The sequence below is a fragment of the Lysobacter sp. S4-A87 genome, from assembly GCF_022637455.1.
Lineage (GTDB): Bacteria > Pseudomonadota > Gammaproteobacteria > Xanthomonadales > Xanthomonadaceae > Lysobacter_J.
Genome location: NZ_CP093341.1, coordinates 1,741,722 through 1,754,881, shown reverse-complemented (window position 1 = coordinate 1,754,881; position 13,160 = coordinate 1,741,722). Strand labels below are relative to the sequence as shown.

11 protein-coding genes are annotated in these 13,160 nt (G+C 68.3%); 10 read left to right on the top strand and 1 reads right to left on the bottom strand.

The window, feature by feature from the left end; genetic code table 11:
- Positions 1–3 precede the first annotated feature (3 nt).
- The gene (locus tag MNR01_RS07970) at positions 4–387 is read left to right on the top strand and encodes a RidA family protein (RefSeq protein ID WP_241920378.1); all 384 of its coding nucleotides are present in this window, start codon (positions 4–6) and stop codon (positions 385–387) included.
- An 82-nt stretch (positions 388–469) separates the two neighbouring features.
- Here the strand turns inward: MNR01_RS07970 and MNR01_RS07965 are convergent, their stop codons facing one another.
- On the bottom strand, positions 470–1,510 hold the full coding sequence (locus MNR01_RS07965) for an AraC family transcriptional regulator (RefSeq protein ID WP_241920377.1): 1,041 nt from the start codon (positions 1,508–1,510) through the stop codon (positions 470–472).
- Between the two features lie 161 nt (positions 1,511–1,671).
- Here MNR01_RS07965 and MNR01_RS07960 point away from each other — a divergent pair, with 161 nt between their 5' ends.
- The 9 genes from MNR01_RS07960 (at position 1,672) to MNR01_RS07920 (ending at position 13,148) form a co-directional block, all read left to right on the top strand.
- Positions 1,672–2,925, top strand: a complete 1,254-nt coding sequence (locus MNR01_RS07960) for a parallel beta-helix domain-containing protein (protein WP_241920376.1) — start codon at positions 1,672–1,674, stop codon at positions 2,923–2,925.
- A gap of 11 nt (positions 2,926–2,936) precedes the next feature.
- Positions 2,937–4,109, top strand: coding sequence for an SO2930 family diheme c-type cytochrome (locus MNR01_RS07955; RefSeq protein ID WP_241920375.1), 1,173 nt, complete (start codon positions 2,937–2,939; stop codon positions 4,107–4,109).
- Positions 4,110–4,204: 95 nt separating this feature from the next.
- Positions 4,205–6,628 (top strand): TonB-dependent receptor, encoded by a 2,424-nt coding sequence (locus MNR01_RS07950; protein ID WP_241920374.1) that lies wholly within the window; start codon positions 4,205–4,207, stop codon positions 6,626–6,628.
- An 80-nt stretch (positions 6,629–6,708) separates the two neighbouring features.
- Positions 6,709–8,829, top strand: a complete 2,121-nt coding sequence (gene recG / locus MNR01_RS07945) for an ATP-dependent DNA helicase RecG (RefSeq protein ID WP_241920373.1) — start codon at positions 6,709–6,711, stop codon at positions 8,827–8,829.
- Positions 8,830–8,948: 119 nt separating this feature from the next.
- A complete protein-coding gene (locus MNR01_RS07940; RefSeq protein WP_241920372.1) occupies positions 8,949–9,980 on the top strand; it encodes a glucokinase in 1,032 nt (343 codons plus the stop codon).
- A gap of 92 nt (positions 9,981–10,072) precedes the next feature.
- Positions 10,073–11,080: a N(4)-(beta-N-acetylglucosaminyl)-L-asparaginase gene (locus MNR01_RS07935; protein ID WP_241920371.1), complete on the top strand. Its 1,008-nt coding sequence runs from the start codon at positions 10,073–10,075 to the stop codon at positions 11,078–11,080.
- Positions 11,077–11,808, top strand: a complete 732-nt coding sequence (locus MNR01_RS07930; RefSeq protein ID WP_241920370.1) for a copper homeostasis protein CutC — start codon at positions 11,077–11,079, stop codon at positions 11,806–11,808. The genes MNR01_RS07935 and MNR01_RS07930 overlap by 4 nt, the downstream gene beginning before the upstream one ends.
- A 77-nt stretch (positions 11,809–11,885) precedes the next feature.
- Positions 11,886–12,821 carry a nucleoside hydrolase gene (locus MNR01_RS07925; RefSeq protein ID WP_241920369.1) on the top strand — a complete coding sequence of 312 codons (936 nt, stop codon included), beginning with the start codon at positions 11,886–11,888 and terminating at the stop codon, positions 12,819–12,821.
- A gap of 81 nt (positions 12,822–12,902) precedes the next feature.
- A complete protein-coding gene (locus MNR01_RS07920; RefSeq protein ID WP_158734120.1) occupies positions 12,903–13,148 on the top strand; it encodes a type B 50S ribosomal protein L31 in 246 nt (81 codons plus the stop codon).
- The last annotated feature ends 12 nt before the right edge of the window (positions 13,149–13,160 follow it).

The window sequence follows — 13,160 nt, the reverse complement described above, 5'->3', positions numbered from 1 at the left end:
CCCATGTCCCGCCTGATCATCCACACCGACAAGGCCCCGGCCGCCATTGGCCCGTACTCGCAGGCCGTGCGCGCCGGCGATACCGTCTACCTGTCCGGGCAGATCCCGCTCGATCCGGGCACCGGCCTGCTGGTCGAAGGCGACATCAGCACGCAGGCGCGTCGCGCGTTCGAGAACCTCAAGGCCGTGTGCGAAGCCGGTGGCGGTTCGCTGTCGGACATCGTCCGTCTCGGCCTGTACCTGACCGACCTGGGCAACTTCGCCGCGGTCAACGCGGTGATGAGCGAGTTCTTCAAGGCGCCGTACCCGGCGCGCTCCACGATCGAAGTGTCGGGCCTGCCGCGCGGTGCCGGGTTCGAAGTCGATGCAGTGATGGTGCTGGACTGACCAACCCGTAGCCCGGGTAAGGCCAAAGGCCGCACCCGGGGAACTGCGCGCGTCCCGGGTGCGGCCTTTGGCCTTGCCCGGGCTACGACGACATCGTCCGCATCTCCCGCGGCGCTACGCCCGTCCAGCGCTTGAACGCGCGCCGGAACTCGCGTGCGTCCTTGAAGCCCACTGCCGCACCAACGTGGGCAATGCTCAGCTTCTGATCGCTCAACATGGCCCGCGCCGATTCGCTGCGCACGCGGTCGTGCAACTCGCTGAAGCTGGTCCGCGCCGCCTGCAGCTGGCGCCGCAGCGTGCGTTCGGTCAAGTGCAACGCCGCGGCGATGTCGACCAGGCGCGGGTTGTCGGCAAGTCGCTGCAGCAGCAGCCGCTCCACCACGGCGACAATCTCGCTGCGTGGCTGTCCCGCCGGCATCTGTTCATCGCATAGCGCCAGCACGCGCTGGGCGCTGGCGGCATTGCCGGCCGGCATGGCGGTATCCAGCCAGCGTGCGTCGATGACCACGCGATTGCGCGGGCAATTGAAACGGATCGCGCAGTCGAACACGCGTGCGTAATCGTCGGCGTAGTCCGGCGCCGGGTAGGCCAGCTCCAGCACCGTCGGCCGGAAGTCCGCACCCAGCAGGCCGCGGCACAGCATCAGGCAGCTGGCGAACAGCTCTTCGCACAGGAACGGTTCCAGTTCCGGGTCCGGGCTGCGCATGCTGGCGATCATGCCAAGGCCGTCGCTGCCGTCGACGTCGAGCTCCAGCTCCATCATCGCGCCGGTGATCGGCGCGTAGTGGACGCCCAGCTGCAATGCTTCGGCAAAGCGCGGCGCGGTCAGCATGGCCAGGCCGAGCAGGCCGAAATGGCCGATGTTCTGGCGCTCGCCAAGGACCAGGCCGGGGCCGCGGATGGGCAGGCTGCGCACCGCGCGGCGGATGATCTGGCAGGTCTGGCGATAGGACAGGTAGACCGGGGTTTCGCCGTCGAACTCCGCCGGCCCCAGGCGCAGGCCGGCGAACCAGCCCTCGCAGCCGATGCCGGACTCGGCGGCCATGGCGACCAGGCCGGCAACGATGCCGCTTTTGATGTTGGCCACGCTCTGGCGCGGGTCGTTGTTGTCGAGTGGTTGCATACGCTTGCGTAGCTTGTCCGGTTTGCCCCCCAGAGTATGCCGGCTTTGCCCTCCTCTGGCGTCCTCCGAAGGTCACAGACTGCGTTTTACTTCTTCCCCTCCGCGTTGCGGGCCGGGAAGGCCACCGGGATCAGTCTGGAATGGGGACGGACGCAAACCTTATGAAGCGCATCACTCTCAGCATTGCGATCGCAGTTGGCGTGGCGTCCCTGGCGGGCTGCCAGAAGCAGGAGGCCGCGGCCCCGGCCGCCGACGCCGACTACCAGAAAGTGCTGATCGGCCGGCTGCTCGATGCCAAGGCCGGCGACGTGATCGAGATCCCGGCCGGCCGCTTCTCATTCGATCGCAGCCTGAGCCTGCGCGTGGACGGCGTCACCCTCCGCGGCGCAGGCATGGACAAGACCATCCTCAGCTTCAAGGGCCAGAAGGCCGGCGCCGAAGGGCTGCTGGTCAACGCCGGCAACTTCACCCTGGAAAACCTCGCCATCGAGGACAGCAAGGGCGACGGCCTGAAGGTCAACGAAGGCGACAACATCACCATCCGCGGCGTCCGCGTCGAATGGACCGGTGGCCCGAAGACCACCAATGGCGCCTACGGCATCTATCCGGTGCAGACCACCAACGTGCTGATCGAGGATTCGGTGGTGATCGGCGCGTCCGATGCCGGCATCTACGTCGGCCAGTCGAAGAACGTGGTCGTGCGCCGCAACCGCGCCGAGCGCAACGTCGCCGGCATCGAGATCGAGAACACGATCGGCGCCGACGTCTACGAGAACACCGCCACCGACAACACCGGCGGCATCCTCGTGTTCAACATGCCCAACCTGCCGCAGCCGGGTCACACCACCCGCGTCTACCGCAACAAGGTGTTCGCCAACAACACGGGCAACTTCGCCGCCAAGGGCGCGGCCGTGGCCAGCGTTCCGGCCGGCTCGGGCGTGGTGATCAACTCCAACGACAAGGTCGAGATCTTCGACAACGACATCGCCGACAACCAGACGGCGAACGTGATCATCTCCAGCTACTTCTCCACCGGCTACATGACCGAGAAGGGCGTGGCCAAGGCGTTCGATCCGTACCCGGAAGAGATCGCCATCCACGGCAACCGCTTCAAGGGCGGTGGCGACAAGCCTGATGGCCTCGACCTGAAGGCACTGCGCGTGGCGATGTTCGGCCTCGGCGGCCACCTGCCGGACGTGCTGTGGGACGGTTACGTCAACACCGCGCGCCCCGGCGGCGCGCAGGTCTGCATCGACAATGGCGCGGCGGAAACACTCAACGCCGACGGCCCGAACAAGTACAAGTCCCCGAGCCTGGTGACCGAAGCTGTGCGCTGCAAGCTGGCGCCGCTGCCGGTGGTCACCCTGCCCGGCGACACCACCGCTGCGGCGACGAAGGCGGCTCCGACGGCATGAAGCATGGATTGTTGATCAGGGCCGCCGTGATCGGCGCGGCCGTGATGCTGGTCGCGATGTCGCTGGTGGGATGCATGCGCAGCCAGGAGCCGGTGCAGTTCCATGCCTCCGGCCATCCGGAAAACCTCAGCGACTGGCACGTGCTGTCGGTCGCCGACGGCCACCTTCGCCTGAACCAGGGCGTCGAGCCGTACGCGCTCAACAGTGCGTTGTTCAGCGACTACGCACACAAGCTGCGCACGCTGTGGCTGCCGCCGGGGACCAAGGCCACGTACCAGGATTACGAGGCCTTCGACTTCCCGGTCGGCACCATCATCAGCAAGACCTTCTACTACCCGCGCGCGGAAAAAGGTGACGGCGGGGGCGACGCGGTGCTGCGCGTGGCCGAGACGCCGGCGGAAAGCCGCGACGGCCTCGACCTGGCCAGGGTCCGCCTGATCGAAACGCGCCTGCTGGTCCGCCGCGAGCAGGGCTGGGTGGCGATGGCCTACGTGTGGAACGCGCAGCAGACCGAAGCGGTACTGGCCCGTGCCGGCGACTCGATCGCGATGACGCTGCAAAAGCCGGACGGCAGCGGCAAGCAGGACTTCAGCTACATGGTCCCCGACGAGAACCAGTGCGCCGGTTGCCATTCCACCAACAACACCACGCGCGTGCTGCATCCGATCGGCCCGAAGGCGCGCCACCTCAACCGCGAGGATCCATGGCACCCGGGCAGCAACCAGCTCGCCCGGATGGTCGAAATGGGCAGGCTGCAGGGGCTGCCGCAGTCCGGCGTGCCGCGCAATGCCCGCTTCGACGACGCATCGGCCAAGCTCGGCGACCGCGCGCGCGCCTACCTCGACGTCAACTGTGGCCACTGCCACAACCCGAAGGGACCGGCCGATACGTCCGGGCTCTGGCTCGACGCCGGCACGACCGATTCGCGTCGCGTCGGCCTGTGCAAGCCGCCGGTCGCGGCCGGGCAGGGCACCGGTGACCACATGTTCGACATCGTGCCGGGCCGTCCCGACGATTCGATCCTGGTCTACCGGATGGACAGCCTCGATCCGGGTGCGATGATGCCCGAGCTCGGTCGGGGAACCGTGCACGAAGAAGGCGTTGCCCTGATCCGTGACTGGATCGGTGCATGGCTGGGGAGTTGTACCGATCCGGAGCAGAACGTCGCGGTGCAATCGCGATGATGCAATCACCATGAAGTAACCATTGCCGTGCAGTCCGGTCCAACCCGGGCTGCCGGCGCCAAAACAACAAGAAAGTCATTGGGAGGGGAGTTCCGATGTCGCCACGCAAGAGCAGGCTCGCAATCAGTCTGGGCCGCGCACTGTCAGGTCTGGCATTCACCGCGGCGATGCCGCTGGCCATGGCGCAGACCGCCGACGCACCCGCGCCGGTCAGCGCCACGCAGCTGGACACGATTACCGTCACCGCGCAGAGCCGCGAGCAGGAACTGCAGGATGTGCCGATCGCACTGCAGGTCGTCACCGAGCAGTTGCTCGAAGACGTTGCCGCCGAGGACCTCGGCGACATCGACAGTTTCGTCCCGGGCCTGCAGGTCAACAGCCTGCAGCCGACCCAGCCGAGCTTCCAGTTGCGCGGCATCGCCACCGACGACTTCGGCATCGGTACCGATCCTGCCGTGGGTGTGTACGTCGATGGCGTCTACGCCGGTCGTGGCGGCGGCGTGCTGCTGCCGTTCACCGACCTGCAGCGCATCGAAGTGCTCAAGGGGCCGCAGGGCACGCTGTTCGGCCGCAACACCGCCGCCGGCGCGATCTCGATCATCACCAGCCGTCCCGAGTACGAGAACGGTGCGCGCGCCAAGCTGCGCCTGGGCGAGGACAACAAGACCTATTTCGAGGGCATGGCGAACATCGCCGTGAGCGACACCTCGGCGTTCCGCTTCAACGGCATCTTCAACCACAGCGACGGCTGGATCCAGGACTCGGTGACCGGTGAAGACCTGGCGCCGGAGGACAACTGGGCCACGCGCGCTTCGTTCCAGACCAAGTTCGGCGAGAACACCCGCGCCTGGTTCACCTGGGACCACGAGAGCCTGGACCAGCTTGGCCAGGCCACCACCGGCGTGGTGCCGATTCCGGCGTTCCCGTCGCTGCCGACCGCACCGGCGGACCCGTCGCAGTTCCTCGACCCGCTGGAGATTGCGACCGCGACCGATGCGCAGGGCAATGCCGAAACACGCAGGTTCGATGGCATCACCCTGATCGTCGACCACAACTTCGGCTGGGGCAGCCTGACCTCGACGTCGGCGTGGCACGACTACGACTCGCTCAACCGCGTCGAGGAAGACGGCACCAACCTCAGCTACCTCTACGTCGACTCGACCAACACCGAAAGCAACTCGAACTTCTACCAGGAGTTCAAGTTCACCGGCAGCACCGACAGCGTCGACTGGGTCGCCGGCGCGAGCTACTTCCAGGAAGAGGCCGGCCAGACCAGCGAGGTCAACGCGCTGACCGACTCGATCGACACCATCGCCAACAACATGGGACTCGCGCCGGGCGGCCTGTTTGGCCCGGTCACGCAGGTCGCCAACATGTTCGGTATTCCGGTGGACCTGACCGGCCTGCCGTGGAACGAGAAGTTCGTCAACACGCTCGACACCAAGGCCTACGCTGCGTTCGGCGACGCCACCTGGCACGTCAACGACAAGCTCAACCTGACCGCCGGCCTGCGCTACACCCGCGACGAGAAGGACTTCACCTGGTTCAACGACCACCGCAGCGCGCCGGCACTCGACGCCCAGCTCGACCTGCTCGATGCGATCGGCTTCTTCGATGCGATCGGTCTGCCCAAGGAAATGTTCGTCTTCGACGTCGCGTTCATCGATCCGCCGGCGATGATGAACAAGGGCGTGCTCAACCGCGCCAAGAAGTCGTGGGATGACTGGAGCCCGCGCTTCGTCGCCGACTACCATTTCGCCGAGAACCTGATGGGCTTCGCCTCGCTGGCCAAGGGTTACAAGGCCGGCGGCTTCAACGCGCTGCAGATCGGCAGTGAGTTCGAGAACGAAGACGTCTGGAACTTCGAGACGGGCATCAAGCAGTCGTTCCCGGACCAGCGCCTGGCCTACAACGTCTCTGGCTTCTACTACGTCTACGACAATCGCCAGGCCGTCACCCTGGACATGACCACGGCGATTCCGCGCTTCGTGGTCAACACCTCCGACCAGGAAGCCTACGGCGTCGACTTCGACGTGCGCTGGCAGGCCACCGACGGGCTCGGCCTGGACTTCAACGCCGAGTACCTGGATTCGACCTACAAGTCGTACATCAATCCGCAGGGCGTCGACCTGGCCGGCGAACCCAGCGGCGCGCCGAAGTGGTCGTTTGCCGCCGGCGCCAACTATGTCTGGCACATGGGCGATGCCGGCGACATGCGTGCCTCGGTGCGTCACTCCTACGTGGGCGAATGCCGCAGCAACGACGAGTCGGTCAGCCTGCTCGGTTGCGGCACGGGCGCCGGCGCCATCGACATCGGCGAAGCGCAGAACCTCACCGACGTGCGCCTGGGCTGGACCTCGTCCAGCGGCCATTGGGGCTGGGCGCTGTACGGCAACAACGTGTTCGACAACCAGTACGTCAACTCGCTGGGCACCTACGGCATGACCGTGCTCGGCACCGTTGGCGCGCGCATGACCCAGCCGCGCCAGTACGGCCTGGAAGTCAGCGCGAAGTTCTGACCGAGGGGCTGGCGCTCCACCGACCCCGGCACATTGGTGCCGGGGTTCAGGTTTTCCGGCGATCCGGGCATCCTTGGCGGATGCCGACACGCAAGGGCGGTCCCGCCGTCGCTCTCCATCACCAGCAACCGATCAGCAGCCTGCGCGGGGTTGGCCCGCGCGTGGCCGAGAAGCTGGCCGCGCGCGGCCTGACCACGCTGCAGGATCTGTGGCTGCAGTTGCCGAGGCAATACGAGGACCGCACCGCGCTGACGCCGATCCGGTTGCTGCAGCCGGGCGTGGCCGCGCAGGTCGAAGGTCGCGTGGAGGCGGTCGAGCGCGGATTCCGTTACCGGCCGACGTTGCGCGTGGCGATAGGCGATGACTCCCGTGCCACGCTGGTGTTGCGCTTCTTCCATTTCCGCGCCGCCCAGGTCGCCCAGTTCCACCCGGGCGCGCGCGTGCGCTGCTACGGCACGCCACGGCCGGGCCAGAACGGGCTGGAAATCGTCCATCCCAGCTACAGCATGCTCGACGCGGAGGCCGGCGCCGAACTGGGCAGCAGCCTCGATCCGGTCTATCCGGCGATCGAGGGCATCGGCCCGGTGTCGCTGCGCCGCCTGATCGGCCTGGCGCTGGATCGCCTTCCCGATGAGGAGTCGCTGGAGCTGTTGCCGCGCGATCTGCGCGACGGCTTCAACCTGCCTTCGCTGCGCGAGGCGCTGCTGACGGTGCACCGTCCGCCGCAGGACGCCGACGTCGCCGCGCTCATCGCCGGCCGCCATCCGGCGCAGCGCCGGCTCGCGCTCGAGGAGCTGCTGGCACACCACCTCAGCCTGCGCCGCCAGCGCATCGCCCAGCAGGCGCATGCCGCGCCGGTGCTGCGCAAGACCGCGCTCGCAGGACGCCTGCGCAAGGCACTGCCGTTCGCGCTGACCGGCGCGCAGCAGCGCGTGTTCGACGAGATCCGCGCCGACCTCGCCAGGCCGCATCCGATGCTGCGCCTGGTCCAGGGCGACGTCGGCAGCGGCAAGACCGTCGTCGCGGCGCTGGCAGCGATGCAGGCGGTGGAGGCCGGCAAGCAGGCGGCGTTGATGGCGCCGACCGAGCTGCTGGCCGAGCAGCACCTGGGCAACCTACGCGGCTGGCTGGAGCCGCTGGGCGTGCGCGTGGCATGGCTGGCCGGCAAGGTCACCGGTCGTGCCCGCGCCAAGGTGCTGGAAGAGGTGGCGTCGGGCGAAGCGCAGATGGTCGTGGGCACGCACGCGCTGATGCAGGAAGCAGTGGCGTTCCGGGACCTCGGCCTGGCCATCGTCGACGAGCAGCACCGCTTCGGCGTGCACCAGCGCCTGGCGCTGCGCGACAAGGGCATCGGCGGCAACGGCAATGGCGACGCCATCGTCCCGCACCAGCTGGTGATGACCGCCACGCCCATCCCGCGCACGCTGGCGATGGCCGCCTATGCCGATCTCGACGTGTCTGCGATCGACGAGCTGCCGCCGGGGCGCACGCCGGTGCAGACCGTCGCGCTGAGTGCCGAGCGCCGGCCGGAACTGGTCGAACGCATCCGCCGTGCCTGCGCCGAAGGCCGCCAGGCCTACTGGGTCTGCACCCTGATCGACGACAGCGACGAGGTCATCGCCCAGGCCGCGCAATCGACGTTCGAAGACCTGTCCAAGCGCCTGCCGGAACTGCGCGTGGGCATCGTCCACGGTCGCATGAAGGCCGCCGACAAGCAGGCGACGATGCGCGCATTCAAGGAAGGCACCGTCGACCTGCTGGTGGCGACCACCGTCATCGAGGTCGGCGTCGATGTGCCCAATGCCTCGCTGATGATCATCGAGAACGCCGAGCGCCTGGGCCTGGCACAGCTGCACCAGCTGCGCGGACGCGTCGGCCGCGGCAGCGCCGCCTCCAGCTGCGTGCTGCTGTACCAGTCGCCGCTGTCGCAGATGGCCCGGCAGCGCCTGGAGACCATGCGCGAGACCAACGACGGCTTCGTCATCGCCGAGAAGGACCTGGAGCTGCGTGGCCCCGGTGAGCTGCTCGGCACGCGCCAGACCGGCCTGGCCCAGTTCCGCGTCGCCGACCTCGCCCGCGACGCCGACCTGCTGCCGCAGGTGCAGGACATCGGCGAGCGGCTGCTGCGCGAATCGCCCGATCTGGCGCAGCGCATCGTCGCGCGCTGGGTTGGCGGGGCCGTGCGTTTCGCCGGGGCCTGAGGCCTTCCCGGAGGGCGGCAAGCTGACTCCCGGGTTCAGGAGACTGCCCGCATGCCAGTCGGAAAGGCCCCACAGTGGCATCATGCGCAGTCCGGCCCCCGGTCGAACCCCCGCAATCCGTGACTGCCGAGCCTGCCAACGTTTCCGCTGCCCGACAGGGCGCCCAGCCGTTCATTGCCGCAGACGTGGGCGGCACGCATGCGCGCGTCGGGCTGGTCCGGGTGGGGGCAGACGGCAAGGTCGACGTGCTGCAGTACCGCCGCTATGCCTGCGCCGAGTACCCGAGCCTGGCCGCGATCCTCGACCATTTCGCCGGCGAGTTCGCAGCCGAGCGCACCCACGCCGTGGTGGCGATCGCCGGTCGCCTGGAAGGCGACACGCTGATCAACAGCAACCTGCAATGGCCGGTGTCGGTGCGCAGCACGCGTGAGGCGGCCGGGGTCACGCACCTGGCCCTGCTCAACGATTTCGAGGCGGTGGCCTGCGCCATGTCGTACGTCGATGCAGCGACGATGACGCGCGTCTGCGGCCCGGGCACCAGCTCCAACAGCAGCGCCGGCAACGGCCCGGCCCTGGTGCTGGGTCCGGGTACCGGCTTCGGCGCCGCCCTGTGCCTGCCCAGTGCGCAGCAGCGTGCGCCGTTGCGCGTGCTCGCCAGCGAGGCGGGGCACGCCGCACTGGCCGCCGGTACCGCGCGCGAACTCGATCTGGTGCGCCACCTGCTCCGGCGCTGGCCGCACGTCGACAACGAGCGCGTGCTGTCGGGCCCGGGCCTGGTCAATACCTACCGGGCGCTGTGCGAGCTCGACGGCGTTGCGCCGGCGCTGGACAACCCCGAAGCGATTGCCACGGCCGCCCAGGCGGGCAGCGATGCGCGCGCCGTGGAGACGCTGCAGCTGTTCTGTGCGCTGCTCGGCAGCCTCGCAGGCGATCTCGCTGTCACCTTCGGCGCGGACGCGGTGTACCTGGCCGGCGGCATTCCGGCGCAGATCCGTCCGTTCCTGCTCGACAGCCAGTTCGCTGCGCGCTTCCGCAACAAGGGCGTGCTGGGCGAGGTCCTGGCGCGCGTGCCGGTGTGGCTGGTCGACCATGGCCAACTCGGCCTGGTCGGTGCCGCGGCCTGGTATTACGAAAGGCATTCCGGCTTCTAGAACGCACCTGTTTTCAGCTTGACCGCGCTCGGATTGCAGCCAGGCGAGGCCTGGCCGCGCGCAATCCCGCACCTGCCCAGGACCGCTCGCCCATGACCAACCGCCGCCAGTTTCTCCAGTCCTCGCTGCTTGCCGCCGGCGCGCTGGCCTTGCCCAAGGCCGGGGCCGCACCGGTCGCCAACCGCGGCCGTGTCGTCTCGACCTGGGACTTCGGCGTCGGTGCCAATGCCGCGGCATGGCAGGTGCTCGGAACAGGCGGCAGCGCGCTCGACGCGGTCGAAGCCGGCGCGCGCTGGGCCGAGGCCGACCTGTGCAATCCGACGGTGGGCCGTTGCGGCAATCCCGATCGCGATGGCGTCCTCACGCTCGACGCCAGCATCATGGACGGCGACGGCCGCTGCGGCGCGGTCGCCGCGCTGGAAGACATCGCCCACCCGGTGTCGGTGGCGCGCGCGGTGATGGAGAAGACTCCGCACGTGATGCTGGTCGGTGCCGGCGCGCAGCAGTTCGCCATCGCCCAGGGCTTCGAGAAGACGCCGCTTCTGACCGACCAGGCGCGCCAGGCCTGGCGCGAATGGCTCAAGACCGCGCAGTACACACCGCAGATCAATGCCGAACGCCAGCAGCGCCCGGGCGACAAGAGCAACCACGACACGCTGGGCATCCTCGCCCTCGACGCCAAGGGGCGCCTGGCCGGAGCCTGCACCACCAGCGGCATGGCGTGGAAGTTGCACGGCCGGGTGGGAGACAGTCCGATCGTCGGCGCCGGCCTGTACGTCGACAACGAAGTCGGCGCGGCCACCGCCTCGGGCGTGGGCGAGGAGATGGTGCGCAATGCCGCCAGCTTCCTCGTCGTCGAACTGATGCGGCAAGGGCGCTCGCCGGCGGACGCCTGCCGCGAGGCGATCGAGCGGGTGGTGCGCAAGCGGCCCGAGGCCAGCAAGCAATTGCAGGTCTGCTTCCTCGCCCTCAACCGCGACGGCGAAGCCGGTGCGTTTGCCTTGCACAAGGGCTTCGTCTACGCCCTGCACGATGGCGGCGCGGGCCCGCATGACACACTGCACGAATCGCCCTCGGTATACGCCACGGAACAGAAATGACCCGGCCGCTGCTGGAGATCGCCGCCAATTCGCTGGCCTCGGCGCAGGCCGCGCAGGAAGGCGGTGCCGATCGCGTCGAGCTTTGCGAGAACCTCGGTGACGGTGGCTGCACGCCGTCGTACGGGACGATCGCGCTCGCACGCGAGCGCCTGCAAATTCCGTTGTACGTGCTGATCCGGCCGCGCGCCGGCGACTTTCTCTACGACAGCTGCGAGCGGGAAGTGATGCTGCGCGACATCGAGTCGTGCGTGCGCCTGGGTTGCGACGGCGTCGTCATTGGCGCCCTCGCCGACGATGGCGGCGTGGACGAAGTGGTCTGCCTCGAATTGATTGCGGCCGCAGGCACGCTGGGCATCACCTTCCATCGCGCCTTCGACGTCGCGCGCGACCAGGCGCAGGCCCTGGAGTCGGTGATCGCGCTGGGCTGCGAGCGCGTGCTCACCTCGGGCGCGCGATCGACGGCGCCGGAAGGTGCCGGCACGATCGCGGCGCTGGTGCGGCAGGCCGCCCGGCGCATCCGGGTGATGGCGGGCGCGGGCATCACCGAAGACAATCTCGCCGAACTCGTCATCCGCAGCGGCGCGGACGAATTTCATGCCTCCGCGAAAGCGCATCGTTCGTCGCGCATGCGGCATCCCAACCAGCGCATTGCCGGCCTTGATGCTCACTGGTTGCAGAGCGATGCCGATCGGGTCCGGGCGCTGCGTGCGGTTCTGCTTGCCGGATGATCGCGGAGGCATCCCGCGAAGGCATGTCGTGCAGGCGCGACGTGCAGGCATGACGTCTTCCCGGCCATAATCGGCCCATGAGCGACAAGATCCCCCTGCTGATCGATACCGACCCGGGCGTCGACGACGCGCTGGCCCTGCTGATGGCCTTCAACGATCCACGCCACGACGTGGTTGGCCTGACCATCGCCGCGGGCAATGTCGGCCTGCGTCATACCGTGGCCAATGCACTCAAGCTGTGCGAAGTCGCCGGCGTCGACGTGCCGGTGTTCGTTGGCTGTGCCGGTCCGCTGCTGCATCCGGCACCGGATGCGGGCTACGTGCACGGCCAGGACGGCTTCGGTGATGTCGGTTACGTGGCGGCGCGCCAGCAGGTGCATGCCGAGCATGCCGCGCTGGCCATCCTGCGCCTGTCGCACGAACACGCCGGCAAGCTGTTGCTGGTCGCGCTGGGCCCGCTGACCAACATTGCCCTGGCGCTCAAGCTCGACCCGACCCTGCCCGAGCGCGTGGCGCGCCTGGTGGTGATGGGCGGCGCGGTCACCGGCCACGGCAACATCACCCCGGCCGCCGAATTCAACATCTACTTCGACCCGGAGGCGGCGCACATCGTGTTCGAGGCCTTCGCGCAGATCGACCTGGCCGACTGGGAGGGCACCATCGCCCACGGCCTGCACCATGACCGCGTGGTGGAATGGCTGGGCGCGGACTCCGAGCGAGCCCGCTTCTACGAGCGCATCTCGAAGAAGACCCGGGAGTGGTCTGCCGACCGCCGCGGCGATTACTGGCATTCGGCCGACGCCTACGCCATGGCCTTCGCCCTGGCCCCGGACGGAGCCGTGGAGACGGCCGCGCGTCCGTTGGCGATCGAACTGGGGCATGGCCACGCCCGCGGCATGACCGTGGTCGACTGGCAGCGCCAGAGCGGCCGGCCGGACGGGGTCCGGATCCTGCTGAAATACGAGCAGGCACGCCTGGACGGCCTGATCCGCGAGGCGCTCGCAGCCAGCTGAGCGGGGCGTAATCCGGACTTGCCGGGACGCAGAGTGGCCGCTATACTTCCCGGCTTTCCCGCTTAAAGATTGGTGAGTGCCATGAAGGCCGGCATCCATCCCGAATACCGCGAAGTCGTGTTCCAAGACGTGACCACCGACTTCCAGTTCCTGACCCGCTCGACCCTTGGCAGCAAGGAATCGATCAAGTGGGAAGACGGCAATGAGTATCCGCTGATCAAGGTCGACATCAGCTCGGCTTCGCACCCGTTCTACACGGGCAAGCACAAGATCATGGATACCAGCGGTCGCGTCGACAAGTTCCGCAAGCGCTACGCCCAGAAGTGATTTTCCGGGCCG

Excerpts from the sequence above, each read along its gene's own strand:
- MNR01_RS07925 (WP_241920369.1), top strand. The coding sequence starts at position 11,886 with ATGAGCGACAAGATCCCCCTGCTGATCGATACCGACCCGGGCGTCGAC.
- MNR01_RS07960 (WP_241920376.1), top strand. The coding sequence starts at position 1,672 with ATGAAGCGCATCACTCTCAGCATTGCGATCGCAGTTGGCGTGGCGTCC.
- MNR01_RS07935 (WP_241920371.1), top strand. The coding sequence starts at position 10,073 with ATGACCAACCGCCGCCAGTTTCTCCAGTCCTCGCTGCTTGCCGCCGGC.
- MNR01_RS07970 (WP_241920378.1), top strand. The coding sequence starts at position 4 with ATGTCCCGCCTGATCATCCACACCGACAAGGCCCCGGCCGCCATTGGC.
- MNR01_RS07920 (WP_158734120.1), top strand. The coding sequence starts at position 12,903 with ATGAAGGCCGGCATCCATCCCGAATACCGCGAAGTCGTGTTCCAAGAC.
- MNR01_RS07965 (WP_241920377.1), bottom strand. The coding sequence starts at position 1,510 with ATGCAACCACTCGACAACAACGACCCGCGCCAGAGCGTGGCCAACATC.
- MNR01_RS07950 (WP_241920374.1), top strand. The coding sequence starts at position 4,205 with ATGTCGCCACGCAAGAGCAGGCTCGCAATCAGTCTGGGCCGCGCACTG.
- recG (WP_241920373.1), top strand. The coding sequence starts at position 6,709 with ATGCCGACACGCAAGGGCGGTCCCGCCGTCGCTCTCCATCACCAGCAA.
- MNR01_RS07930 (WP_241920370.1), top strand. The coding sequence starts at position 11,077 with ATGACCCGGCCGCTGCTGGAGATCGCCGCCAATTCGCTGGCCTCGGCG.